General features: G+C 57.6%; 20 protein-coding genes. 15 read left to right on the top strand and 5 right to left on the bottom strand.

What is annotated here, in order from left to right; translation table 11 throughout:
- Positions 1-16 precede the first annotated feature (16 nt).
- Entirely contained in the window at positions 17-2,989 is a 2,973-nt protein-coding gene (locus EDB95_RS01175) for a M43 family zinc metalloprotease (RefSeq protein WP_133989753.1), read from the top strand.
- Here EDB95_RS01175 and EDB95_RS01170 read toward each other — a convergent pair.
- Positions 2,979-3,752, bottom strand: a complete 774-nt coding sequence (locus EDB95_RS01170; RefSeq protein ID WP_133989751.1) for a hypothetical protein — start codon at positions 3,750-3,752, stop codon at positions 2,979-2,981. The genes EDB95_RS01175 and EDB95_RS01170 overlap by 11 nt on opposite strands.
- Before the next feature lie 36 nt (positions 3,753-3,788).
- Between EDB95_RS01170 and pxpB the strand changes: the two genes are divergently transcribed.
- From pxpB to EDB95_RS01150, 4 genes are read left to right on the top strand one after another with little or no spacing between them, the layout of a single operon-like run.
- Positions 3,789-4,490, top strand: coding sequence for a 5-oxoprolinase subunit PxpB (gene pxpB / locus EDB95_RS01165; protein WP_133989750.1), 702 nt, complete (start codon positions 3,789-3,791; stop codon positions 4,488-4,490).
- On the top strand, positions 4,471-5,484 hold the full coding sequence (locus EDB95_RS01160) for a 5-oxoprolinase subunit C family protein (protein WP_133989748.1): 1,014 nt from the start codon (positions 4,471-4,473) through the stop codon (positions 5,482-5,484). Before pxpB ends, EDB95_RS01160 begins: the two co-directional genes overlap by 20 nt.
- Complete coding sequence (locus EDB95_RS01155) at positions 5,420-6,199, top strand: 5-oxoprolinase subunit PxpA (RefSeq protein WP_246073432.1); 780 nt, start codon at positions 5,420-5,422, stop codon at positions 6,197-6,199. Before EDB95_RS01160 ends, EDB95_RS01155 begins: the two co-directional genes overlap by 65 nt.
- Positions 6,171-7,358: an NRAMP family divalent metal transporter gene (locus tag EDB95_RS01150; RefSeq protein ID WP_133989747.1), complete on the top strand. Its 1,188-nt coding sequence runs from the start codon at positions 6,171-6,173 to the stop codon at positions 7,356-7,358. Before EDB95_RS01155 ends, EDB95_RS01150 begins: the two co-directional genes overlap by 29 nt.
- On the opposite strand, the gene EDB95_RS01145 is transcribed toward EDB95_RS01150, so the two are convergent.
- The 3 genes from EDB95_RS01145 to EDB95_RS01135 all read right to left on the bottom strand — a co-directional run bounded on the left by EDB95_RS01145 (position 7,345) and on the right by EDB95_RS01135 (position 9,675).
- Positions 7,345-8,166 (bottom strand): hypothetical protein, encoded by an 822-nt coding sequence (locus EDB95_RS01145; RefSeq protein ID WP_133989746.1) that lies wholly within the window; start codon positions 8,164-8,166, stop codon positions 7,345-7,347. The genes EDB95_RS01150 and EDB95_RS01145 overlap by 14 nt on opposite strands.
- A gap of 140 nt (positions 8,167-8,306) precedes the next feature.
- Entirely contained in the window at positions 8,307-8,639 is a 333-nt protein-coding gene (locus EDB95_RS01140) for a hypothetical protein (protein ID WP_133989744.1), read from the bottom strand.
- 148 nt (positions 8,640-8,787) lie between these two features.
- The gene (locus tag EDB95_RS01135) at positions 8,788-9,675 is read right to left on the bottom strand and encodes an AraC family transcriptional regulator (RefSeq protein ID WP_133989743.1); all 888 of its coding nucleotides are present in this window, start codon (positions 9,673-9,675) and stop codon (positions 8,788-8,790) included.
- A gap of 109 nt (positions 9,676-9,784) precedes the next feature.
- On the opposite strand from EDB95_RS01135, the gene EDB95_RS01130 reads away from it, so the two are divergent.
- The 7 genes from EDB95_RS01130 (at position 9,785) to EDB95_RS01100 (ending at position 20,221) form a co-directional block, all read left to right on the top strand.
- Complete coding sequence (locus tag EDB95_RS01130) at positions 9,785-11,326, top strand: alpha-amylase family glycosyl hydrolase (protein WP_133989742.1); 1,542 nt, start codon at positions 9,785-9,787, stop codon at positions 11,324-11,326.
- A 14-nt stretch (positions 11,327-11,340) separates the two neighbouring features.
- Positions 11,341-12,168 (top strand): phytanoyl-CoA dioxygenase family protein, encoded by an 828-nt coding sequence (locus EDB95_RS01125; RefSeq protein WP_133989740.1) that lies wholly within the window; start codon positions 11,341-11,343, stop codon positions 12,166-12,168.
- The gene (locus EDB95_RS01120) at positions 12,165-14,081 is read left to right on the top strand and encodes a beta-L-arabinofuranosidase domain-containing protein (RefSeq protein ID WP_133989739.1); all 1,917 of its coding nucleotides are present in this window, start codon (positions 12,165-12,167) and stop codon (positions 14,079-14,081) included. The genes EDB95_RS01125 and EDB95_RS01120 overlap by 4 nt, the downstream gene beginning before the upstream one ends.
- 18 nt (positions 14,082-14,099) lie before the next feature.
- Complete coding sequence (locus EDB95_RS01115; RefSeq protein ID WP_162852443.1) at positions 14,100-15,440, top strand: APC family permease; 1,341 nt, start codon at positions 14,100-14,102, stop codon at positions 15,438-15,440.
- Positions 15,441-15,443: 3 nt separating this feature from the next.
- Complete coding sequence (locus EDB95_RS01110; RefSeq protein WP_133989737.1) at positions 15,444-15,914, top strand: heme-binding domain-containing protein; 471 nt, start codon at positions 15,444-15,446, stop codon at positions 15,912-15,914.
- Complete coding sequence (locus EDB95_RS01105; protein ID WP_133989735.1) at positions 15,911-17,929, top strand: DUF3857 domain-containing transglutaminase family protein; 2,019 nt, start codon at positions 15,911-15,913, stop codon at positions 17,927-17,929. Before EDB95_RS01110 ends, EDB95_RS01105 begins: the two co-directional genes overlap by 4 nt.
- Positions 17,930-18,004: 75 nt before the next feature.
- A complete protein-coding gene (locus EDB95_RS01100) occupies positions 18,005-20,221 on the top strand; it encodes a glycoside hydrolase family 3 N-terminal domain-containing protein (protein ID WP_133989734.1) in 2,217 nt (738 codons plus the stop codon).
- Here EDB95_RS01100 and EDB95_RS01095 read toward each other — a convergent pair.
- Entirely contained in the window at positions 20,179-21,075 is an 897-nt protein-coding gene (locus EDB95_RS01095) for an N-acyl homoserine lactonase family protein (RefSeq protein ID WP_162852442.1), read from the bottom strand. The genes EDB95_RS01100 and EDB95_RS01095 overlap by 43 nt on opposite strands.
- Positions 21,076-21,109: 34 nt before the next feature.
- Here EDB95_RS01095 and EDB95_RS01090 point away from each other — a divergent pair, with 34 nt between their 5' ends.
- The 3 genes from EDB95_RS01090 (at position 21,110) to EDB95_RS01080 (ending at position 25,601) form a co-directional block, all read left to right on the top strand.
- On the top strand, positions 21,110-21,898 hold the full coding sequence (locus EDB95_RS01090; protein ID WP_211352031.1) for an ABC transporter ATP-binding protein: 789 nt from the start codon (positions 21,110-21,112) through the stop codon (positions 21,896-21,898).
- A gap of 4 nt (positions 21,899-21,902) precedes the next feature.
- A complete protein-coding gene (locus EDB95_RS01085) occupies positions 21,903-23,606 on the top strand; it encodes a hypothetical protein (RefSeq protein WP_133989730.1) in 1,704 nt (567 codons plus the stop codon).
- Between the two features lie 129 nt (positions 23,607-23,735).
- Positions 23,736-25,601 carry a BamA/TamA family outer membrane protein gene (locus EDB95_RS01080; RefSeq protein WP_133989729.1) on the top strand — a complete coding sequence of 622 codons (1,866 nt, stop codon included), beginning with the start codon at positions 23,736-23,738 and terminating at the stop codon, positions 25,599-25,601.
- Positions 25,602-25,779 lie beyond the last annotated feature (178 nt).

Genomic DNA, 25,779 nt, shown 5'->3' with positions numbered 1-25,779 from the left:
TGGTTGCCACTACCCAATGAAATCCAATACATTCCGTCTATACTCGCTACTCATCTGCTGCATGCTCGCGCTCACCGCCCGTGGCCAGGTTCCTTCCTATATGCATCCCATCAGTGCCTCTTATTTCGCTTCCACTTGCGGAACCGAACAAAGAATGCGCAACGGACGTCTCGACGCTACCTTCAGGCTGCAGGAGCAACGGATCAACGAACAAATCCTAAAGGCCGAGGAAAAAGAGCCGGCGTTGGTCGATTATACGCTTCCCGTCGTTTTTCATATTGTAGGAACCAATCCTTCGGCTGTCACGGATGCACAGATTGTGGCCGCCGTCCAGGACCTTAACGATGCCTTTGCGCACACCGGCGTGTACGCCACCGGGCCGGGCGCCAATACACATATTCATTTTTGCCTCGCCCAGACCGATCCGCTTGGTGGAAATACCACGGGGATCACACGGACCACGTCTTTCTTGGGGGACGAAGAAGCGGATATGGAAGACGACAAGGTTAAAGGCCTTGTGGACTGGGATCCCACGCACTATGTCAACATCTGGGTGGTCAGCACGCTGAAAAAGGAGGACATCGCCCTTTTCCAGTGTGGGGCCTGGGTAAGGATGAACGAAGGGGGCTATGCCACCATGCCCCCCAGTGCAGGGAGCACGTTGGACGGGATTGTCGTGACGGGTTTTGGCAAACTGCTGGCCCATGAAATGGGTCACTACCTGGGGCTTTACCATACCTTCCAGGGGATGGATTGCAAAAACAACAACTGCGCCACGGATGGGGATATGGTTTGTGACACGCCCCCGCAAAGGGACATCTTCAGCTCTCCTGCCTGCAACCGGCCGGTGAATTCCTGCAGCACGGATACGTTGTCCGGGTTTACCACCGACGTGCCCGACCTGATCTCAAACTTCATGAGCTATGGGAATGCGCCCTGTATCAATGAATTTACCCAGGGGCAGGCGGTCCGGATGCAGGCGACCATCGCGACCGTGCGGAGCTCCCTTTTGCAAAATGAATGTACGCCGGCCTGCACGGAGGGGAGCATCGCTTCCTTTACCAGGGATCTTCCTTATCCGAATCCGGGGAATACGGTGAACTTTACGAACACCTCGACCGGTGCCACGCAGTATCAATGGAGTGTCAACGGGGCCGTGGTGTCTACGGGCACCAACTTCAGCTATACCGTTCCCGCTTCCGGTACCTATACGGTCAGCCTGAAGGCCTTTAACGCCAATCCTTCGTGCTACGCGTCTTATACGGACAACGTCATCGTTTCGTGCGGGACGATGGCCCGGTTTTATGCGGACAAGCAAGCCATTGCCTCCAAGAATCCTATTTACCTGGACAGTATACAATTCACCAACCGTTCGGTGAATGGGGTGACGTATCAATGGTTGCTCAATGACAGTGTGGTATCCACCGCTCCGAACCTGACCTACACCTTCAACACCCCTGGGACGGACACCATGCGCCTGGTGGCCACGAACGGGTCGTGTGTTGATACAACGGAGGGCTTTATCATACCGGTTGCCGACCCTACGCCTGATGCCGTACTGACCCTGGAGAACGTGCATTGTTACGACGAAGACAGCCTCCAGGCGTCGGTGGTGGTGTGTAACGAAGGATATGCCCCCCTGCCCAAAGGCATCCCGGTCACCTTTTATGATGCGGATCCTTCTACGCCCACGGCGCATATCCTGGGAAAACCATTCTTTGTGCCGGGTACGATTCTGGGCAATTGTTGCGACATCGCCTATAAGGTCACCCTGGCTGCGGGACAGATCGGATTGAACCAGCTATACGCGGTCATCAACGACAGCAGCACCAAGGTCCCCCTGGTCATGCCCAACACACCTATCCTGGAATCAAACTATACCAACAACGAGTCGAGCATCAGCGGCTTCCAGTTCTCCGCTGCTATAACACCCGCCGACACGGAGGTCATCCGCAAATCGTCTTACCTTCTGAACATTGTCGGGAGCGACCAGGAAACCTTTACCGCTGTCTGGGCGCCGGGACCGCAGTACAACCTGAGCTGTCTGAATTGCCTGACCCCATCGGTCCAGGTTTTTGGCAAAAGCATGGTCCGCGTGCGGGTCACGACCCAATATGGTTGCACGGTTTCCGACAGCGTACCCGTCATGATCCTGCCGCCGGATTTTACGATGACGATCGATACCACCCAGTGTTATAACAAGGACAGCGTGATGGTTGCTTTTACGGTCTGTATGAACAACGGGTATGACAGCCTTTGGGCGGGTATACCGGTGGCCTTTCAGAGCGGGCCCGTATTTGTGACCCCGGCCTTGGTGGGCACACCGTGTGTCTCCTATCACCTGATCGTGCCTTTCCCCGGCGGAGACAGCCTGAGGGCGTCGGTGAACGGCCAGGACAGCATCCCCGAGACCGACTTCACGAATAACGGCGCGTCCGTGGCCGTCACGCCTTTCTCCCTGGTGCTGGTACCTTCGGACACCAGTGTGCCGACAGGGGCCACGCTGCAAATGACCGCCCTGGTGAGCGGCGGCGCTCCCGGGCTGGCGTCATGGACGCCCGGGGAAAACCTCTCCTGCACCGGCTGCCTGGAGCCGTTGCTCACGGCACCCTACACCCAGCAATACCGGGTTGTCGTACGGAATCAATACTATTGTATCGATACCGCCTACGCCCTGATCAAAACATATACCGGCGGGGAAGTCAATATCCCCGGCGCCTTTACCCCCAACGGGGACGGGCGGAACGATATCTTTTTCATCATGGGGGGCAAGGACGTGCAAAGCATCCGTCACCTGGCCATATTCGACCGGTATGGCAAACCCGTTTTTGAATCCTCCAATGCCCTCCCCAACGACCCCTCCCTGGGCTGGGACGGTACCGCACATGGGCAGCCGGCCGCCCCGGGCGCTTATGTGTACATGGCGCTGATCACCTTCACCGAGGGGCGGCAGCAACTCTATAAGGGAACCCTGGTGCTTATTCGGTAAGATGATAGGCTTTTTGGAGAAAGGCGATGTTCCGGGAGAGCATCGTTTTACAGGCTTGCATGCCCTCCAGACGCAAACCGGCAAGGTTCCGGAAAATACCGATCCGGCCCGCAAAACGCTTCAAGGCCGGGGGATCGTAGCTTAAAAGGGGTGGGTTACGCTCAAGGTGGAGAAAGCCTTCATCGTGCAAATTCAGGCTCCCATCGGGGCGTGTATTGGCTTTTACATATACGGCATAGTCAAAGAAGGCCAGCCCCTCGTCCACCACCTTGGTCTGGGCTTCCAGGAAGAAGGCCATGCGGTCATTGAAAAACTGGATCTGGTCGTCGAGCCCCGCCAGGGAATCCGCCACCGCGGCGGGTATGAGGCGAAGATTGCCGGAGCTTTTGAGTTGTACGAGGGTTTTGTCGTAGAGCTTCAGGTCGTACCAGTTCCGGCAGAAGTGATGGTAGGCATAGTACATCCGGGCTGTTTCCATCTTGCCCTTTGGCAAGTAGCACTGTGTCGCCAGGGTACCCAGGCCGTCGTAGGCGGAGCGCAGGGTATCGGTATACAGGGACAGTTTTTGCGTATCCGCCTGGAGGTCCGAAACGAGGGAAGCCATGTATTCGTGTTCAATGTGCCGCTCATGGATCGCTTCGCGGATGTTCTCGGCGACAAAACCCATGGTCACCGCCAGGAAAATCATCAGGAATTCCAGGAGGTATTCCCTGAAAGGCTTTTTCTCACCCTTGGGCATGTGGGGATGGTAGTGCACTTCCATGTGCACAATCTAGCAATTATTGGATATATTTAATACATGTACACCATCTATCCCGTTGGGGAAAGGGCGTTGGCCATACAATGGGGCGAGGGTATCGACGAGCAAACCAACGATGCCATCCTGGGGATTTTCCAGTGGTTGAAGGAAAAAAAGATCCCGGGCGTGACCGACCTGATCCCGGCTTACCAGACGCTGACGCTGGTGTATGACCCGGTGCAGACCCGGCGGGTGACCGGCGCGCCTTCGGCTTACGAGTGGCTTTACGGCGAGTTGCGCTACCTGCTGGAAGATCAGCGGGAAATGCCCCTTCCGCCCTCCCGGCGTATCGACCTGCCTGTGTGTTATGACCCCAGCCTCGGGCCCGACCAGGAGGCGCTTTGCCGCCAGAAGGGAGTGTCTCCGGAAGTCCTGGTAGAACTCCATACGAGGCGGGAATACAAGGTGTACATGATCGGCTTTTTGCCCGGCTTTGCCTATATGGGTATGGTCGACGACCGCATCGCCGTCCCGCGCAAGCGGGAGCCGGCCAAGCATATCCCGCCGGGGAGCGTGGGCATCGCGGCGGTCCAGACGGGTATTTACCCCGTTTCTTCTCCCGGGGGCTGGCACATCATCGGCCGGACGCCCCTTGCCCTTTTCGATCCCGCTTCGGAAGACCCGGTGTTTTTCAGGGCGGGCGACCGGGTGCGATTCGTACCCATAACCCTGGACGCATATTATGGGTATACAGGTCATTAAACAAGGGATGGCGGACAGCCTTCAGGACCTGGGCCGGAAGGGCTACCAGCACCTGGGGATCAATCCCGGGGGTGTCATGGACGAGGTGGCCTTCCGGGTAGCCAACATGCTCGTGGGTAATGAACCCACGGAGGCGGTGATCGAGCTGCACTTTCCGGCGGGCGTTTTCCTTTTTCAGGAGGAGGCGCTCATCGCCTTGAGCGGTGCGGACTTCGGGGCTACGGTCAACCGTATCCCCCTGCCCGTGAATACACCCGTGGTCGTAGGGCAAAACAGCGTCCTTGAATTCAAAGGGGCCGTCCGTGGCGCCCGGTGTTACCTGGCGGTCCGGGATGGCTTTCACGTTCCCCGCTGGCTCAACAGCTACAGCACGAACCTAAAGGCGGGGGCGGGGGGCTATAACGGCCGGACCCTGGAAAAACAGGACGAGATTCCTTTGTTCGGCCGGGGGATACACCCCTCCATCACGGGGAACCGGGACGCCGTCGTCCTGCCCTGGAAGGCCGACGTACAACCGATGTATCGCCAGGGATCGGCCATACGCCTTGTGGAGGGACGGGAATGGAGCTGGATCAATGAAGCGTCCCGTCAGTTGCTCTTGTCCCTGCCGTTTACCATTACCGCCCACAGTGACCGGATGGGGTACCGGTTGAAGGGGCCTTCCCTAAAAGCGGTTTTTCCGGACCAACTGATCTCTACCGGGGTGACGAGGGGTACCTTGCAACTGCTGCCGTCCGGGGAACTGATCATCCTGATGGCGGATCATCAATCGACCGGGGGGTATCCGCGGGTGGCGCACGTGGCCGGCGTGGACATACCCCGGCTGGCCCAATGCCGGCCGGGTGAGCGGGTCGCCTTCGAGCTGATTACCGGCGCCGAAGCCGAAGACCTGCTGGTGGCCAGGGATCAATACATACAACAACTCCAGGGTGCCTGTGAACTGCGCCTGGGCAAATATTTACAGGAATATGCAAAGGATCGATCTGAATTGTGACATGGGAGAAGGGATGCCGGACGACGAGGCGCTCATGCCGCTGATTAGCAGTGCGAATATTGCCTGCGGCGGGCATGCGGGGGATGAGGACACCATGCGGCGTACGGTGGAGCTGGCGATGCGGCATGGGGTTTTTGTGGGCGCGCATCCTGGGTTTGAAGACCGGGAGAACTTTGGTCGGGTGGAAATGTCGTTGCTGCCGTCCGAGGTATTTGCGCTGGTGCTGCGGCAGATCGAGTCCCTGGCGTCGGTGTGCCGCTCGCTGCGCGTTACTTTGCACCACGTTAAACCCCATGGCGCGCTCTATAATATGGCGGCTCGCGACCCGGCATTGAGCCACGCAATTGCCTCCGCGGTCGTGGAGGTTGATCTGGCGCTTGTCCTGTACGGGTTGAGCGGAAGTCACCTGATTACTGAAGCACGCCGCCTGGGATTACGCACCGCCAGCGAGGTATTTGCAGACCGGACCTACCAGGATGATGGAAGCCTTACACCCCGGAACGCGCCAGGGGCGCTTATTGAAGATGAAACGCAGTCGCTGGCCCAGGTGTTGCGGATGGTCCGGGAAGGGACCGTGGTGAGCCAGTCCGGTGCCGTCGTGCGCATCGCAGCCGACACCCTGTGTTTGCACGGGGACGGTGCGCACGCAGTATCTTTTGCCAAGACCATCAGAAATAGGCTTATCCATGAAGGGATCGGGATCCAGGCGCCTTAGCCTGTCTGCGGGCGGCGCCGTCGTGGGGGCGGCTTTCCTGATGGCCAATTCGTCCATCGGGCCGGGGTTTTTGACCCAAACCACCGTTTTTACCGCTCAGCTCCTAACCAGCTTTGGGTTTGTGATCCTGGTGTCGGTATTGCTGGACATCGGGGCCCAGCTAAATACCTGGAGGATCCTCACAGTGTCCGGTCAGCGTGCCCAGGACCTCGCGAACCAGGTTTTCCCCGGGCTCGGATACCTGTTGTGTCTGCTGGTGGTGTTGGGTGGTTTTGCCTTCAATATCGGGAACATTGCGGGCTGCGGTCTGGGGATGAATGTCCTGTTCGGGTTGTCTTTCCGGACCGGTGCAGCCTTGAGCGGGGCACTCGCCCTGTTGTTGTTTTGGAGCAAAGAAATCGGCCGGATGCTGGACAACCTCACCAAGGTATTGGGGGTCCTCAAGATCGGGCTTACCTTTTTCGTGGCTTGCGCGGTGCATCCACCCCTTGGCCAGGCGCTGGCCCACACCTTTGTTCCTTCGAAGGTGTCGGCCCAGGCCATCGTGACGATCGTGGGGGGGACCGTCGGCGGTTATATTACGTTTTCCGGGGCGCATCGCCTGCTGGACGCGGGGATTTCCGGCCGGGATAATATCAAAAGGGTCAATGCCAGCGCCGTCAGCGGCATCCTGATTTCCACCCTGATGCGGTTTGTTCTTTTTCTTGCGGTGGTAGGCGCGATCGTGCACGGCGCGGTGCCGGACAAGGACAATCCGGCCGCCAGTGTTTTTGCCTACGGAGCCGGGGCTGTGGGGTTGCACATCTTCGGGCTGGTCCTTTGGAGCGCCGCTCTTTCCTCGGTCATGGGGGCGTCGTATACGGCGGTCTCTTTTTTCAAAACCTTTCATCCTGTTCTTGCAAAGTACGAGAAGGCGTGGATCACTTTGTTCATCGTGGTCTCCACGCTGATCTTTATGGTCGTCGGCAAGCCCAGGGAATTGTTGTTGCTGGCGGGCCTCGTCAACGGCTTTATCCTGCCTTTCGCGCTGGCCGTACTGCTGGTCGGAGCAACACGGCCAGCGCTCATGCAGGGGTATCGTCATCCCCTTTGGATGCAAGCGGCGGGATGGATCGTCGTCCTGGTCATGGGGGGGATGTCCATCGCTAGCCTTTTTTAATGACGTGGGTGTCCAGCCATTTTTGGGCGGCCTTATTCCCGGGGAATACGGCGGCGTTGAGGCGCTTTGTTAAGAAGGCGTTTGTTGTGTCTCCATGCAGGTAGAGCACATAGCTCAGGGTGCATAGTTCGAAAGCGTCCTTTGTCTTTTCTTTTATGCTGTCGGCGAGCGCGGGTTCATCGACTGGTCCGGCTTGCCTGAGCTGGTGGCTCAACCACCAGGCGGCGCGGTATTGGGGTTGGTATGGCTCGCCCCGGGCGATGGAGAGCAGGTCCTTTTCCAGAGAAACAACCGGGGATTCGACGATCCGGGCCTGTTCTTCTGTTCCGTTTTTGACAAGGAGGTCGGGGACGTGTACAATATCCAAGCCGGCTTCTTCGTGCTGTGGACTTTGTTTGTACATGCGACCGCGGTAGTCCAGGGTGATCAGGCGGATGTGGTCCCGGGGTACGCCGCAGGCATCGAGGATCTTGAACATGCGGGGCACTTCCCGGCGGCTGTCGCCGCACCAGGTGCCCATGAAGATCTCAAAGGTGCGGTCCTTTAGCAACGGGCTTATCAGGGCTGTTGTGGCCGTGTCCACGGTATACGCTGCGTAGCCGCTGTCAAACCAGCGGGCAAAGGGTTTTTGTTCCAGGTCGGTCCGGGGGTGTTCTCCCAGGAGCATGAGCTGGCCGTTGGCGTCGTAGGCGGTGTCGCCGTGGAAGGCGATGGTGGTGTCTCCCTGGAAGTGGGCGGTTGCGGGGCGCGTATGGGCGCAGGCGGTCAGCAGCAGTAGGAGGCTGCTGAAAACATATAGACGGGTCATTGTGTGTTTGTTAATGGGTAAAACAATCCTGGGCTCCCATCGGGAGCCACGTGTCGCCGGCGGCCTGTTGGGGCCGCGAGCATTCGGCTCGCCCGTTCGGCCGCGCGTTTCGGCGGTGCGGTCGGGCGTGGTATGTCCGGTCAGGCGCGCGGTGGGCGAAAGATGTCGGTAAGACGGGTAAAGGTATAGCCGGGGCACCCGCGGGTGGGCGCGTCAGGGCGCAGCCCCGGCGGTGTTTGCATCGCCCAGGGCGACACGGGCAGGTAGTATTCCTCGAAAACGACGTTCATCCCCTTGGGTGGGGGCAGGTCGCGGGCGTCGGCCCGGTAGTCGGCGGGGACTTGTTTTTCGCAATCGCAGGGCTCGCCGGGGCTGACGAGGCCGCTGATGGTACACTGCATATAGGCCAGGAACCGTCCGTATTGAGACAGGATCAGGGTGCAAAAGAGGCATATCGCAGTGATTTTCCGCACCTAAGTAAAATACGCTTTTTCTGTTAATAATCCTGTAAAACCCCGTTCGGGGCTAAACGGGAAGAGCCGGGGCGGCTCTAATAAGTAAATATCTATTTTATGAAACACGTTAAACTTGTACTCGTAGCCTTGGCAGTTGCCGCCGCGTTTAGTTCCTGTTTAGTCGTAAGGGAACCTTACCACCATCATTATTATGGTTACTACCGCTAACGCCCTTTCTGAACTCCCTCGGTCGCAAACCCTTTTTGCGCAGGAACACCCGGTTGAAATAAGAAAGGCTGTCGAAGCCCGACCGGTAAGCGATCTCCGAGATCGGGTCGTCGGACTCGCTTAACAGATGACAGGCATGTCCCAGGCGGATCTCTACCACATAATCCGAGAACGTCTTGCCCGTCGTCCGCTTGAAGAACTTACAAAACGCACTTTCGGATAAATGCACCAGCGAGGCTATCTTTTGCAGGGATACGTCTTCGGAGGAGTGTTTTTGTATGTATTGGCAAACTTTGTTGATCCGTCCCTCGGCTTTCCGTCCGCGGGCGGGCTGGAAGTAGGGGGAGGCCAGGGATGGGGCCGAAGCGGAGGCGAGGGCCTGGAGCACTTCCAAAAGGGCGGTGATCCGGGCCACCCCTTTTTGGGTGGGCAGGGAACAGACGTTGTCCACCATCGTCTTTGTCGTCCGTTGGAAAAATACCCCCTGGTTGGAGCGCGTCAGCAGCCTGCGGATGCGGTCGCATTCAGGGTATTGAAGAAACGGGCCGATAAAGGCTTCGGAGAACTGGATCACCACGGCGGCGGAAGTGGATTCACTAACCCAGGTATGGGGGAGGTTAGGACCCAACAGGACGAGGTCCCCGGGCGAAAAGTGTTCGTGGCTGTCTCCCACCATCCGCACGCCGGAGCCTTCCAGGATGAGGGTCAGCTCGTATTCGGGATGGTAGTGCCACTGGAACGGGAAAAACGGTACGCCATACCGGTAGGCTAGATACGAATTGCTTCCCTTCTTGCTGTCGATGTCCTCAAAGGACGGCCTTATCATACTTAATGTGTCTTTTCCACCAACAATTTACCGTTTTTTGTCAATATAGTGCCAGTTTATGGCGATATAGTGGGATATTTTTTGCACCGGCTTGGCTAGGTTTGCTTCAATGAGAAGGATGCTCTATACCATCGTCTTACTGATGGGTGTGTCGATGTCAGGCCGGGCTCAACAGGAGGTGATCTATCACGTTTTCCAGCGGAGTTTTTGCGATGCAAACGGGGACGGCCAGGGGGATTTGCGGGGGCTTAGGGCTCAATTGCCCTATCTTCAGCGCCTGGGGATTACGTCCCTGTTGCTGACGCCGTTGTATGCTTCCGCGTTTTACCACAATTATTTTGCGGACGACTGGGAAAAGATCGACCCGGCATACGGAACGATGCAGGATTACCTGGACCTGGTCCGGGACATCCACGCCCGGGGGATGAAGATTTACCTGGATATGGAGACCCAGTACGTAACGGACAGGCATGCGTGGTGGGGCTCTTCTTTTCTTCTATACGACGACTCCCTTCACCATATACCCAGCCCCATCATCTGGGGGATACGGGAACTCAAAGGATACAACGGTGCGGTCCGGAAGGTGGCGTTGGTCAACCTCCTGGATCCGCAGGTACTCGCCTATAACAAACGGCTTTTTGGGTTTTTTGCGGACCCCAACGGGGACGGCCGGTTTGACGACGGGGTTGACGGCTTCCGCCTGGACCACACCATGGATGACCTGGACGGAGACCCGCGGCTGGCCGGTTTGTTTACCCGTTTCTGGGCACCCCTGCTGGGCGCCTTGAGACAGGTCAACCCCCGCCTGACCTTTGTGGCGGAACAGGCCAACTGGGGGTCGTTTGGCTTCGACTATTTCGACAAGGCGACGGTCGACCGGGTTTTTGCATTCCGGTTGGCGGGGGCGATCGGTTCTTTTGACAAAACCAACCTGGAGCGGACGGCGGATTCGACCCTCGGGATGCTGCCGGCAGGGAAGGAACAGGTCGTTTTTTTGGAGAACCACGACATGGACCGCTTTGCCTCCCGGGTGGGTAAACATCCGGGTAAGGAAAGGGTAGGCGCGATGCTCAACCTGATGTTGGGGGGCATCCCCTCCATTTATTACGGACAGGAACTCGGTATGACGGGCATCGGCGGTTTTAACAAGTTTGGGAATACGGACGCCAATGACATTCCAAGACGCGAAGCTTTTGAATGGTACGCGGCGGATACGGGCCGGGGGATGGCGTTGTGGTACAAAGGGACCGGCCCCTGGTGGGACAGCACCTACCTGAAGCCTTATGACGGTATTTCCCTGGAGGAAGAGATCGGTACCCCTGCCTCGCTTTGGGCCTGGTACCGGGACTTGTTATTGGTGAGAGCGAATCATATTGCATTGACGGAGGGGCGCTATGTTCCGGTAAGGAATACGAATGAAAAGGTGTTTTCATGGGAACGGGTGGCGCAGCGGATGACGGTGGGGGGACCCCAGCACGAAACGATGGTGCTGGCGGTGAACCTGTCGGGCCGCGAGCAACCCGTGACGATCGACCTCCCGGCGGGGACCCATCTCCGGAAAGTGTTTGGACCTGGGGTGGGGCCGGTGGACAGTCCGGGTTTTACGGTGACTTTGCCCGCCTGGGGAGTGGCTGTGTGGAGAATTCTTTAATCAAAAAAGATACTATGACAACGACAGTGGACATCCTCAAGGAGCTGGACGAGCCCTACGCGCTGACGGAGGAGCAGGTGTCCTTTTTCCGGGAGAACGGCTTTATCAAGCTGAAACACGTTTTATCACCCGAAGCGATCGATTACATGGACGATACGATCACCCGGGAGGTGCACCGGCTCAATACCCAGCACCTGCCATTGGACGAAAGGGATACTTATGGAAAGGCGTTCCTGCAGATCATGAACATCTGGACGCAGTCCGGACCCGTCAGGGAAATCGTCTTTAGCGAACGGCTGGCGAAGCTGGCGTCGGACCTGCTGGAGTTGCAGGGGGTTCGGCTCTACCACGACCAGGCCTTGTACAAGGAGGCGGGGGGCGGTATCACGCCCTGGCACGCAGACCAGTATTACTGGCCCCTGGCGACGGACCGGACAGTGACGGTCTGGATCCCTTTGCAGGAAACGCCCTTGGAGCTGGGGCCCCTGGAATTTAGCGCGGGGAGCCACCGGATGCGGAAGGGCCGGGACCTGGAGATCAGCGACGAGAGCCAGGATACCCTGGAGTTTGCCCTCAAACAGGAAGGGTTCCGTCACGTGATCGAACCGTTTGACCTTGGTGAAGTCAGCTTTCATACGGGCTGGTTGTATCACCGGGCGGGAGCGAACCGGACGGACCGGATGCGGAAGGTGATGACGATGATCTATATGGATAAGGATATGGTGCTGAAGGAACCCTGGAATGAACACCAGGTGACCGACTGGAACAGCTGGTGTCCGGGTGCGAAGGTGGGGGAGGTGATCCGCACCCCCAGGAATCCCTTGCTGTATGAAGCGTCATGAGAAGACATTCGGTTTTTTTCATAGTGATGCTGCTGGGTCGCGCTGCTTTTGGGCAGGATTCCGCGTTTGTACAGCGGACCCCGCGGCCGGAGGTTTTTACACCGCTCCCCTTTGGGGCGGTGCGGCCGGCCGGGTGGCTCGCGGCGCAGATCCGTGGAAACCTGGAAGGGTTCACCGGTCACCTGGACAGCCTCGTTCCTAACCTGGTGGTGAAGGACGACATCTATGGCAAAGACCGGTTGACAAAGGACGTGACGCGCAAAGATGTGGGCGCGCTGGCGGGTGGGGGTGACGCCGCAGAGGTACAGTACCTCTGGTGGAACAGTGAAACCCAAAGCAATTGGCGGGATGGCTTTATCCGGTCGGCGGTGCTGACGGGCGATAGCGTTTACCTGAGGAGGGCCGCCGCTTATGTGCGCCGCATCCTGTCGACGCAGGATAAGGATGGATATTTAGGTGTCTATGATCCGGGGCTCCGGTATCGTTTTGATGGAGAGAACGGAGAGCTTTGGGCAAAGACGACGTTGCTCCGGGGGCTTTTGGCGTGGTACGCGTATACCAGGAACCGGAAGGTGTTGGTGGCGGTTGAACGGGCGGTCGGAGACGTCATGGTCCATTACCCGGCGGGAAGATCCCGTCCGTTTTTTTCAAAAAGCCCGGACGTGGGCGGTCTCTCTCATGGGCTTATGTTTACGGACGTGCTGGAGGAATTGTACCGGCTGACGGGGCGGCGCGTGTATCTGGACTATGTCCTATTTCTTTATAAGGATTTTTCTGAAGAGACCCTGCACGAGGACGCGCAATATGCGAAGTTGGTGGACCCGGGTGACTATTTACGCGGGCATGGGGTGCATACTTATGAACACCTACGGGCGGTGGCTGCGGCGGCATACACCTCGGGGAATCCTTTCCTGATGAGGGCGTTGGACGACTACCTGGACAAGGTGTCCCGGGAACTGACGCCGTCGGGCGCTCCCGCGGGGGATGAATGGATCGGGGGCCGGCCGGCAGATGCCACCGCCACGGGATATGAATATTGTTCCTTGGAAGAATTGCTGGACAGCTACGCGGACCTGTTGGGGAAGACGGGCGCTCCCGTTTTTGGAGACCGCGTGGAGCGGCTTTTCTTTAACGCGGCCCAGGGGGCGCGGGATCCTCATGCGTCTTGCATCGCCTACCTGAAGACCGATAATTCCTACGAGATGACAGGCGGGTTGAACGGGGATGACCATGATCCCCGGCAGACACGTTATAAGTATTCGCCCGTTCACCAGGACGTGGCCGTTTGTTGTGTGCCCAATGCCGGGCGGGTTGCACCTTATTACGTCAGGCAGATGTGGATGCTGGGGCCGACCGGGCCGGTGGCGACGCTCTTGGGGCCCTGTACGGTCAGGTTTGCCTGGAAGGGGGTGCCGGTAAGCATTTCCGAAGAAACGGATTATCCTTATGGGCGTGCGATGACCTTTGTGGTGCACGCGGCACGGCCAGTGGACTTTACGCTGGCGGTCCGCCGGCCGGACTGGGCGACGGGTGTGTCCGTGTCCGGGGCGTATATCGGGAAGAACGGGTACATATATGTGCGGCGGCCCGGTAAGGTGCGCATCACGTTTACGTCGTCGGGTGTGCGGGTTTGTCGCGACAGCAAGGGGGATGCGTATTTCATGAACGGGGCTTTGGTCCTGGCGCGGCCCATTCCGGCCACGCCCGTGGTTACCAGGCGTTATCCCCTGCCTGGTTTTTATGACTACAAATACAAGCCGGATAGCGCGGTGCGGTATGCGTACCGCGGCGGGCGCGTTTCCGCCGATGGGGTGTCCTTTTGGAATCCGGCTACCGGTCAACCGGAAACGGTCCGGCTGGTACCCATGGGGGAGACGGTGTTGCGGCAGGTGACGTTTCCATCGAAGCCGTAAATGGTGTATTATTGCGCGTTGACAAACGCGCCCCCCACCAAGAAACTGCTGCGCCCCCTGGCGCTGGTGGCCGTGATTTTTTTCACGGTCTCCGGCGGGCCGTATGGCATGGAGCCCCTGTTGGGGTATGGGGGGCATGGGGGGAGCCTCCTCATCCTGCTGCTCACCCCTTTGTTTTGGGACATTCCTACGATGCTGGCGGTGCTGGAGCTGAACGCGATGATGCCCGTGGGTGGCGGATACTATCAATGGGTCAAACGGGGGCTGGGTTTGCGCTGGGCCTTTTTTGAGGGCTGGTGGACCTGGTTGTATACGTTTGTGGACCTGGCGATTTACCCGGTGTTGTTTGTGCAATATGCCTGTTGGTTCCTGCCGGGGCTGGCGGCGTGGAAGATACCGATCTGCCTGGGGTTGATCTGGTCTTGCGCGGGGTTGAACATCCTGGGGGTGGTGCCGGTGGGGCGGGCGAGTCTGATCTTGGGCACGGCGGTGCTGATCCCTTTTATCATTTTGTTTGGGCTGGGTTTGTATCACCTGGGACCGGCCGCTTACGCGTTTACGCCCCTTTCGCTGAAGGGGGTGGGGTTTTCGGCGGCGGGGATGGGATGTTATACCGTGATGTGGAATATGCTGGGGTGGGACAATACCTCAACGTATGCGGACCAGGTGGAGCGGCCGGCGCGGTCTTATGTGGTCTCGATGGGGATCGCCTTTGTATTGGTCCTTTTGGTTTATGTAGCGACGTTGATGACGGCCAGGGGGTCGGGTATCGGAGCGGATGTACTCCGGGACAACGGTTTTCCCGCGTTGGGGGTCCTGGTCGGCGGACGGGTGCTGGGCATCCTGCTGGCGGCGGGGGGGATGGCGAGCGCGGTGGGTTTGTTTGCGGCGGTGTTGTTGTCGGTTGCGCAGGTACCCAAGGCGATGGCGGACGACCGGTTGCTGCCGTCAAAACTGAGCGCGCTTAGTCCCCGTTTTGGGACGCCCGCACGGTCGATCGTGGTGTGCGCCGGGGTAGTGAGTGTGATGATCCTTTGGACTTTTATGGACCTGGTGGTCATCGACATCACTTTGTATGGGGCGGCGCTGTTCCTCGAATTTATTACACTCGTCGTGTTGCGGATCAGGGAACCGGGGACGCCCCGGTCTTTCCGTGTTCCCCTGAACGTGACCGGTCTTTGCGTTTTGTTCGTGTTGCCGGTGGGGATCTACCTCTTTGCGCTCAACGGGGCGCTGACGGACAGCGGGAGCGCTTGGAAACCGGCGATCTTTGCGCTGGTGCTCCTGGTGTCGGCGGAAATTGCCTGGCAGGGTGTGCGCTGGAAGAGAGCCCAGACACGGAAAATGGATTATATTTAGCCCATGCTGAAAAAAATCCTTATCGGTATCCTGGTGTTTGTCGTGCTGATCCAACTGATCCGTCCGGCCCCGAACGTTTCCTCCGCCCCCGACCCGAATGCCCTGAAGGCCCACTACCCGCTACCGGACAGTGTGGAAGCGGTGTTGCGTGTGGCCTGTTACGACTGTCATTCCAACCATTCCCGGTATCCCTGGTTTGACAAGGTGGCGCCGGTGTCCTGGCTGGTGGCGTATCATATCAAGGGGGGCAAGCGTCACCTGAACTTTGACGAATATTTTGCCTACCCGGTGAAAAGAAAGGTCAAAAGACTCAAGGACATCGCCGAAACGGTGGAGAACGGTTCGATGCCCTTGTCCACGTATACCTGGGCCCATAAAGACGCCGTCCTGACGGAGGCGCAGAAAAAACTGATCATCGATTGGGCGGACAGCCTTGGTAAACAAATCGCCGACACGACGCAAGCGAAGTTATGAAACAGTGGTGGTGGTTGTTGCTGGTCACGCAAGTGACGGCCCAGGGCGTCCGGGTGGGACCGGTCCCCGGTTGGGTGAAGGAGTATCCCGTCCATATCGACGAAGCCCTCGCGCTCCGGGACATGGAAGACGGGTATGTGCACTTCCTGGCGGACCGCCAGTTTAACATCGCCACGGCCAGCACGTATCATCGGAATGTCCTTTGCCTGGAAACAGAAGCGGGGGTACAAAATGCCTCGCAGGTATCGGTCGGCTTCGATCCTTCCTACGAGCAGGTGGTTTTTCACTACATCCGGATCATCCGGGGGGCGAAGGTCATCGACGCGCTAAAACCTGGAGGATTCAAGATCCTCCACCAGGAAAAGGACATCTACAAAAGCATTTATAACGGGGGCCTGACGGCCATGCTTTTTCTAAAGGACGTCCGAAAGGGTGACCGGGTGGACTTTGCGTATTCGGTCAACGGGAACAACCCGGTCTTCCAGGACAAGTTTTCGGAAACCCTGGACGCGGGGTATAGCGTGCCCGTGACCCACCTGCGCTACCGGGTGGTTTGTCCGGAGGGGCGTGACCTCCGGGTACGGAAATCAGAAAGCGTGCTTCCCGATCCGCAGATGAGCAAGGTGCCGGGGGCCAGGGTGTATACCTGGAACCTGGACAACGTTCCCGCTTATGACGACGAGGACGACGCCCCGTCCTGGTACGATCCCTATCCCTCCATACAACTGAGTGAATTCCAAAGCTGGAAGGAAGTCAACGACTGGGCCCTGTCCCTTTTTCAAACGGACGGGAAGGTCTCGGGGGCCCTGGCGAAAAAAATCAGGAGCATACGCGAAACCTGCCCCACAAAGGAAGCGGAGGTCCTGGCCGCCCTGCGGTTTGTACAGGACGAGGTCCGGTACCTGGGGATCGAGATGGGGCCCAACACCCACCAACCCCATGACCCCGGGCAGGTGGTCGACCAGCGTTTTGGGGATTGCAAGGACAAGACCCTCTTGTTGTGTACGATGCTCCGGAACCTCGGCATACCCGCTGACCCGGTGTTGATTAATACCGACGACAAGTCGAGGCTTTTACGCGAGTTGCCTTCCACGGATGACTTTGATCACGCGACCGTGCGGGTGTGGCTGGACGGCAAATATTATTGGCTGGACCCCACCATTTCTTTCCAGAGGGGAAGGCTCCGGGACATCGCTTACCCGGACTACCAGTGCGGCCTGGTGCTCACGGATACGACGACGGCGCTGACCGTCATCCCTCTCCAGGACAAGGGCATGGTGAGCTGTCATGAACTTTTTTGGATCGACAGCGTGTCGGGCTCGGCCCGGATGGATGTCACCACGCGGTATTCGGGGTCTTTTGCGGACGATGCCCGGGGGGATTTTAACACCAGCAGCCGGGGTGAGATCCAAAAGAACTACCTGGACTTTTACGCGGATTCCTACGAAGGGATCAGGGTCCGGGACAGCATAGGTGTGGTGGACACCGCCGTGGACGGGTCCTTTGTCACCCATGAATATTACACGGTACCCAAACTGTGGACCAGGGACGCGGGCGGACCAAAAGCGTCTTTCGACGCCTCGCTGATCCGGAGCATCCTGCCCAAATTAAAAGACAAAAACAGGAACGAGCCGTTTGCGCTGTCCTTCCCGGATCACTATGTGGAGACGTTGGAGGTACGGTTGCCCGAAGACTATGACCTGGCGTCGCGGAATAAGGTGGTCGAGGACCCGGGTTTTATTTTCCATACATCCGTCAAGAGCTTCGGCCATACGGTGCGGCTCACCTATACCTACGAAACGCGTAAAGACTTTATTCAGGCGGGGGACAGCCGGAGCGCCTATCGTCACCTGGACAAGGTCAGGGACGAGCTGGGATATGCCCTGGGGGCTGGCTGGGAAGAAGACGAAGAGGGTGGATCGCACCCGATGCGGTACCTGTGGGTCGGCATCCTTATTGGTGTGCTGGGCACCACTGTGGTATTCCTGCTGGTCCGCCGCCGGCCGGCAAAATAGTACCGGTATTCTACAATAAAGTGTTAGATATTGGAAAGCGGGCGTGGTAACTTGCCGGTCTAAACATTGCCTGCTATGCGCGCGTTTCTGTCCGCCCTCTTCCTTGCTTCGGTTTCCTTCGCTTCCGCCCAAAGCCGGGTCGACGACCTGCTCTCCAAAATGACCCTGGAGGAAAAGATCGGTCAAATGACCCAGGTTACCCTGGATGTGGTCCTCCGGCCGGGGGTACACATCGATACCGCCAAACTGAAACAAGCCCTGGAGACTTACCACGTCGGATCCATCCTTAACACGGCCGGGCACGCCCTGAGCCGGGATCAATGGAAGGAGCTGATCACGGATATTCAAAAAGAAGCCACCGGGCATACCCGGCTCCACATACCGGTGATCTATGGTATCGACGCGATCCATGGCGTGAACTATGTCTTAGGTGCTACACTTTTCCCCCAGGAGATCGGACAGGCGGCGACGTTTAACCCGGAACTGGTCCGGAAGGCCGCGGACATCACGGCTTATGAAACCCGGGCGGCCTATATCCCCTGGAATTTCTCGCCCGTACTGGACCTGGGGAAGTCCCCGCTTTGGCCGAGAATGTACGAGACTTACGGGGAGGATCCCTATCTGTGCAAAACCATGGGCGCGGAAGCGGTAAAGGGCTACCAGGGGAGCGTCTCGGGCGCGATCGACAAGTACCATGTCGCTGCCTGTATGAAACACTATTTGGGGTACAGCTATCCCCTCAGCGGGAAGGACCGTACGCCGGCCTGGATACCCGACCGGTATATGCGGGAATATTTTCTGCCCTCCTTCCGCGAGGCGGTAAAAGCGGGTGCCCGGACCGTTATGGTCAACTCGTCCCAGATCAACGGTGTGCCGGTGCACGCCAGCCATTACCTGCTCACGGACGTACTGAGGGGCGAGCTGGGTTTTGACGGGGTCATCGTCACCGACTGGCAGGATATAAAATACCTTCATGACCGTCACCATATTGCGGCCACCCAGGAAGACGCGGTCCTGATGGCCATCAACGCCGGCATCGATATGAGCATGGTGCCGTATGATTTTTCCTTTTATACGTATCTCCTCGACCTGGTCAAAACGGGCAAAGTATCCGTGGCCCGGATCGACGCATCCGTTCGGCGTATCCTCCGTCTCAAGGAAGAGCTGGGTTTGTTTGCGTTGCCGGTTCCGCATACGGAAGACTATCCCGATTTCGGATCGGAGGCCTCGCGGCAGGTCAGTCTTCAGGCGGCAGAGGAGTCTATTACTTTGTTGAAAAATAATAATGCTGCCTTGCCTTTGAAGACCGGTGCGCGGATCCTTGTCACCGGGCCCACCGCGAATACGCTTCGTTCGGTGGACGGGGGCTGGAGCTATTCCTGGCAGGGGGATGTCAACGACGCACTGGGAGCGGGACACGCCACCTTCTTAGACGCGCTGCGCAAAAAACTGGGCAGCGACCACGTCGTCTACGCGGATAGTTTGTCCGATGCGCTGTCCGCCGCAGCCGGCGTGGATGCCATCGTGCTTTTCCTGGGTGAATCGTCTTATGCGGAAAACCCGGGGAACATCGATGATCTTGACCTGCCCTTCGAACAACTGCACCTGGCGGCCGAACTGGCCAAGACGGGTAAGCCCGTCATTCTCGTCCTGGCGGAGGGCCGGCCCCGGATCGTCACGTCCGCGGACGCGGTGGCCGCGGCTACGCTGACCGTCTATTACCCGGGTAATGAGGGCGGGGAAGCGCTGGCCGATATTTTGACAGGGGATGTGAACCCCTCCGGCAAACTGCCTTTTACCTACCCGCGTTACGCCAATGCCCTGGTGAACTATTACCGGAAATTCCTGGAAAACGGAAATCCGGACGACCAGCATGGCTTTCATCCACTGTACGAATTCGGTTCGGGGCTTAGCTATACGACATTCACGTATAGCCACCTTCGGTTGTCTTCGCCGGTGCTGAGTGGGAATGGATCGCTCCAGGTCTCCGTGGATGTTCAAAACACGGGTCAGCGGGAAGGCAAGGAATCCGTGCTGCTCTATACCAGCCAGTGGTACGCGAGCATCAGCCCGGATGTCAAGAGGCTGAGGGCATTCCGGAAGATCGACCTGCAACCGGGGGAAACAAAAACGGTAACTTTTGCGTTGACACCGTCGGACCTCGCCTTTATCGGGGATGACAACAAGCCGGTCACCGAGCCCGGACAGTTTACCATCCGCATAGGAGACCAGACGGTGGACTTTACCTATCAGTCCTCCCGCTCTGCCAAACCTTCGGAGGGGAGGTTGTAAAGCGGCTCCCAGTCGAGCAGCCGTTTGGGCGCTTCCGGGTCGTGGGACGGAAGGACGATCAGGGGCTCATGACGGGCGAAGGCCTTGATGCGTTCGTAGGTGTCGTTTGCAAGGCGGTGGCTGGCATTGGCTCCGGTGTATTTGTCTGTCAGGAGCTGGTCCTGGGAGTAGCAGACGTCTCCTGCAAACAGGATGGGTCCAAGATCGGTTTTGATCAGCACGGACGCGTGCCCCCAGGTATGACCGGGTGTATGGACCAGGAGGAGGTCTTCCGACCCGGTCAGGGCGTATGTCCTTTCAAACATCTCGTAGGGACAGTCCAGGGGAACGGCCACGGGGTGAAAATCCTGCGGCCAGAGCCGTTTTAGCGCGCCATAAGGTTTTTTCCATTCCAGGTCACCCAACAACACCCGGGTCCCGGGAAAATGGCTCAGCCCGTCGGTGTGGTCGAAGTGCAGGTGGGTCAGGACAATCGTCTTGACCTGCGAAGGCGGTATGCCTATGTTGGTCAACTGGACGTCGATCTCGTCTTCCCGGCGGACGTCAAACCGGAATTGCGAGCGGTCAAACCAGTGCACCAGGGCGCCGGAAGACCGGAAATAGTCGGGATCCATGACGGCGGCCACTTCCCCGGTATCGATAAGAAAGGTACCGTCGGGGTGTTCGATCACCATGACCCAGATCGGCAGCCATTCTGTAAACCGGTTGTCCCACATAAAATCGAGGAGGGCACCCAGCCCGCGGCCCCGGGCATCCCGATAGCGGCGTTTGACCGATACGACACCGGTCGAAATAAGATGAAGACGTAAAGGCCTGCCTCTGGTCGTGAGTTCGATCGTCGTGGGAGCGTACATACGCGATTTAAGATACATAAAACGCACTATATTTATGGCTTCAACCCACACCATGACCCCAGCTGTCAGCATCCGCCACCTCTTCAAGCGTTATGGGGACAAAACCGTCCTCCACGATATTTCCCTGGATATACAACCCGGCCAAATTATCGGGTATATCGGCCCCAACGGCGCGGGCAAGTCCACCACCGTCAAGATCCTGACGGGACTGATCCCCGACTTCGAAGGGGAGGTCACGATCGGGGGGATGGACCTCCGGACGCACGCCCAGGACATCAAACGCACTATCGGATATATCCCGGAAAACGCGGAGATCTACGACGTACTGACACCGATGGAGTACCTCACTTTTACAGGGAGGCTGTATGACCTTAGCCCCACCATGGTCCGGGAAAGGGCGGAACGAATGCTGACGGCCTTCGGTCTCCAGGACGTCCTCGACCAACGTATGGACACGTTCTCCAAAGGGATGAAGCAAAAAGTGCTGATCACCTCGGGCATCATGCACAACCCCAGCCTGATCATCCTGGATGAGCCGCTTTCCGGTCTGGACGCCAACGCGGTGATCGTCATGAAAGAAGTGATGAGCCGGCTTGCCCGGGAAGGCAAAACCCTTTTCTATTGTTCGCACATGATGGACGTGGTGGAAAAGGTGTCCGACCGCATCATGCTCATCAACCACGGCACCGTCATCGCGGACGGCACGTTCGAGGAGTTGAAGCAAACGGGCGGGGATACCCTCGAAAAGATATTCGCCCACCTGACCGGGGAAACAAACCTGGAGGGTGCGGCCGATCAGTTTGTCACCGCTTTCGAACCCTAGCCCCATGAAAAACTTTATCCTTCGCCTGGTCATGCTTTTTTCCCCGTTCTGGAGGAAGCTCGGGGCGGACACGAACCAGCTCGAAGCCATTCTTTGGGTAAAACTGACCATGGACGACCGGCGGCCCCGGGCCGTCTTTGCCCGGCACCAAAAACGCAAAAAGGCAGTGAACAACGCCACCGTGGCCACGGTTCTGACCTCGCTGGTGATGGGTTGTTTCTACCTGTTTACCTTTTGGGTCGGCAAAGACAACTTTACCGCCCTGACGCTCTATTTCCTGATGTTCATGGTGATGTTGTCGGTGACGCTGATATCGGACTTCACCGATGTGCTCATCGACGTCAAGGACAACTACATCATCCTCCCCAAACCGGTGGGCGCCCGGACGATCCTCCTGGCCCGGTTGCTCCATATCCTCATCCACCTGTCCAAGATCGTCGTGCCGATGATGTTGCCGGGGTTGGTCTACTGCTTTGTGCGTATCGGTATCGGGGGTGGTCTTTTGTTTGGCCTGGACGTGGCGTTCGCCACCCTGCTTTGTATCTGCGTCATCAATGCGGTGTACCTGGTGATCCTGAGGATTACCACGGTGGAGCGTTTCAAGGATGTGATCGGGACGATACAGGTGGCTTTTTCCATCCTTATTTTCGCTACGTATTATATGGGGCCTCGCCTGGCGGCCAACCTCCACCTCGACCAGACGGCGATCTTAGGGCACGCCTATTTTTATCCGGCGCCCCCGCTTTGGCTGGCAGCGCTTTGGGAGGTGCTGCAGCATCCGGCCGGTCAGACCGGCCTGTTGTATGGGCTCGCGGCGCTGGGACTTTTGATACCGCCCCTGAGCATCTGGGCCGTCGTCCGGTTTTTGGGGCCGAGCTTTGACCGGAAATTGAGCGGATTGGGGGCGGGGACACCGGCTGTTGTTACGAAGAAACGTCGGGGGAGGGGCACATTTTACCGGTCGATCTCTGCGTGGGTGACCAAGGGGAACGCCGAAAGCACCGGTTTCGAGATCTCCTGGCTGTTGACGGGCCGGAGCAGGGATTTCAAGCTCAAGGTATATCCTTCTTTTGCCTACGTATTGGTGTATTTCTTCTATTACGGGCTCCAGGGCCGGGGACAGTCGTCTTTGGGCGAGACGTGGAGACACCTGCCGGAAACCAAGACCTATATCCTGCTCATCTATATGAGCAGCCTGGCCATGATCACGGCCATCACCAACCTTGTCTACTCGGATAAATACAAGGCTTCCTGGGTGTACTATGTAAGCCCTTTGCGCGTCCCGGGGGAGGTGCTCGTCGGCTCCGTCAAGGCGATGCTGGTCAAGTATTTTATTCCTTTTTACCTGGCCGTTGCGGTGTTTGCCCTGTACATCTGGGGGATCCGGATCCTGCCCGATCTTGCCCTGGGCCTGGCCAACGTGATATGGTTCGGATTGCTGATGGGATACGTCCGTCTTAAAAAACTGCCCTTTTCCGCCAGCATGAGCATCCAGGCCGGGACAGGGCGGTTTATGAAGGGCCTGATGATCGTCCTTATTCCGACCGCCGTAGGGTTCGGTCACTATTTCATCCGCCTGTTCCTCCCCGCCTTGTCGTGGGTTATCTGGCTGATCTTCGTCCTTGCTGCGATCCTGGTATGGCTGCTGTACAGCAGGTACCGGGAAGTGAGTTGGGCGGAGTTGGAAAAGGCTTCAGGGGATTTTTAAGATTTCTTTAACGCCTTAAAATTTTTTAACGCAATAAAAGTTGCGCGCCGCCAAACCATCTGAGACCCTCATTCGTTTTATATTGGTAACTTAAGATTTGATTTGGGAGCGATTGGAAAAATAGTTGGATTGTTGGTGGCCTGTTGGTGGTGCATAGCCGCGACCGGCGGGCCCGTTACCCTTGATACCGTACCTGTCATCCGGGACACCCCGGTGGTAAAAACGTCATGGTGGAAACGGAACCTGCAGGAATTAAAGAACAAGCGCTACCGCGATTCCCTTTTAAGCCGTTTGTCGAGGGACAACGCCACGTCACCCGGGGACGACAGTTCCATCCAAAAAAGCGAACACGTCTTTTTGCCCCAGCAGGGCCGGCATATCCGCCGTATTTATTTCCGGAGGGTCCAGGTGTTTGGTCCCAACGACATTTACGACACCACCTTCCAAAGCTCCAACAGGCTCCTGAAGCTGGCCAATAATATGCACTACGATTCACGCCAGTGGGTCATCAAACAATCCTTGTTTTTCCATCCCGGAGACACGGTCAATGCGTATGAGCTGGCCGACAACGAACGGTACCTTCGTAACCTGCCCTTTATACAGGACGCCCGGATCTACCTGACCAGCGCGTCCAGCAACTCGGACTCGGTGGACATCAACGTGGTGACCAAGGACGTATTCGAATACGGGGGCGACCTGAGCGAGCTGAGCAACACCAACGCCAAGTTTGACATCTACAACAACGACCTGTTTGGAGCGGGGCAATCCTTTGCATTTGGGTTTCTTTGGGACAAAACCTTTATGCCGAGGGTGGGGACCCAGGTTCAATATACCAAAAGCAATATCGGGGGGACGTTTATCGACGGCTCGGTGGGGTATACCTACCTCAACAACAACGCGCCCCTGGATACGAATACCTACGAGGGGTCGTACTATATCTCCCTGAACCGGCCGCTGTACCGGCGCGTGACGCCGGTGATCGGGGGGCTGTCCTTAGCCAAAAATTTTTCCATAAATATCCACAGCTTAGGTGACAGCCTTTACCGGAACTACCAATACAATATCGTGGATGCGTGGGTGGGTTACAATTGCTGGCCGGGCATGGAGCGGAGCAATGGGTCCGAGGCGAGGGGGCCCAGCCTGGCCATCCTCTTGAGACACTACAACCTTTACTTCACCCAATACCCGATTCCCCAGTATAAGGCGGACCCGGTGTATAACAACCGCCGGTATCTTTTAGGGGAGTTTGCATTGTACCGGCAGGACTTTTTCAAGGCGCACTATTTCTTCGGCTTCGGCCGTACCGAGGACGTTCCATTGGGCTATACCATCGGTCTTTACGGAGGGGAAGAAACGTGGGTCCAGCGTCAGCGGGCTTATTCGGGTCTGAACCTCCAAAAGTACTGGGTCACCCCGCTCAAGGGGTTGCTCAACACACAGCTTGGTTTGAGTAGCTTCTGGCATCCGGGAACCGGGTCAGAAGATGCGGTGATCCATGGAGAGGTCGACTACTACAGCCGGCTGGTGACCTTTCCCTGGTCCCGTTTTCGCGAGTTCATTATGCTGGACTACCTGGACTGCCCGAACCCGTTTTTCTACAAACCACTCAACATCAATAATCAGTTCGGCATCTACGGGATCAGCAACACCCAGATCAACGGGTTCCAGCGCCTGAATATGCGCGCCTATTCGAATTTTTATACCCCGCTAAAGGTGTACGGATTCAAGTTCAACCTCCAGGCGACCATCCAGACGTCCCAGCTGGCCTATAGGGACGAAAACCTTTTTGACAACCGCCTCTACGCCGGTTTCGGCCTGGGCTGCGAGGTCCGCAACGAAAACCTGACGTTCAACACCCTTAAAATCGACGCCAACTATTACCCCTACGTCCCCCCGGGGATGCGCGGCAATTTCTATTTCGAGATCACGACCGTCTCCGATTTCCGGTTCAACATCTTCGCGCTGACGGCGCCGTCTTACCTCTCTTATCGGTAAATGCACGGTGCTTCCCGCGAATGTTGGCCACCGATGGCAGACCATGCCTCGCGTGGGGTGGGGTGGTTGGTCCATTTTTTCCTCTTTTCCTTAGCGGTTAAACACTCTCCGAATTCAGTCGTTCGAATCCGCTAAGGAAAAGAGGAAAAAATGGACCAACCACCCCACCCCACTTCAG

Source organism: Dinghuibacter silviterrae, from assembly GCF_004366355.1.
Classification (GTDB): domain Bacteria; phylum Bacteroidota; class Bacteroidia; order Chitinophagales; family Chitinophagaceae; genus Dinghuibacter; species Dinghuibacter silviterrae.
Note: the sequence above shows the minus strand (reverse complement) of the source record. Positions and strands in the feature narration are given on the sequence as shown.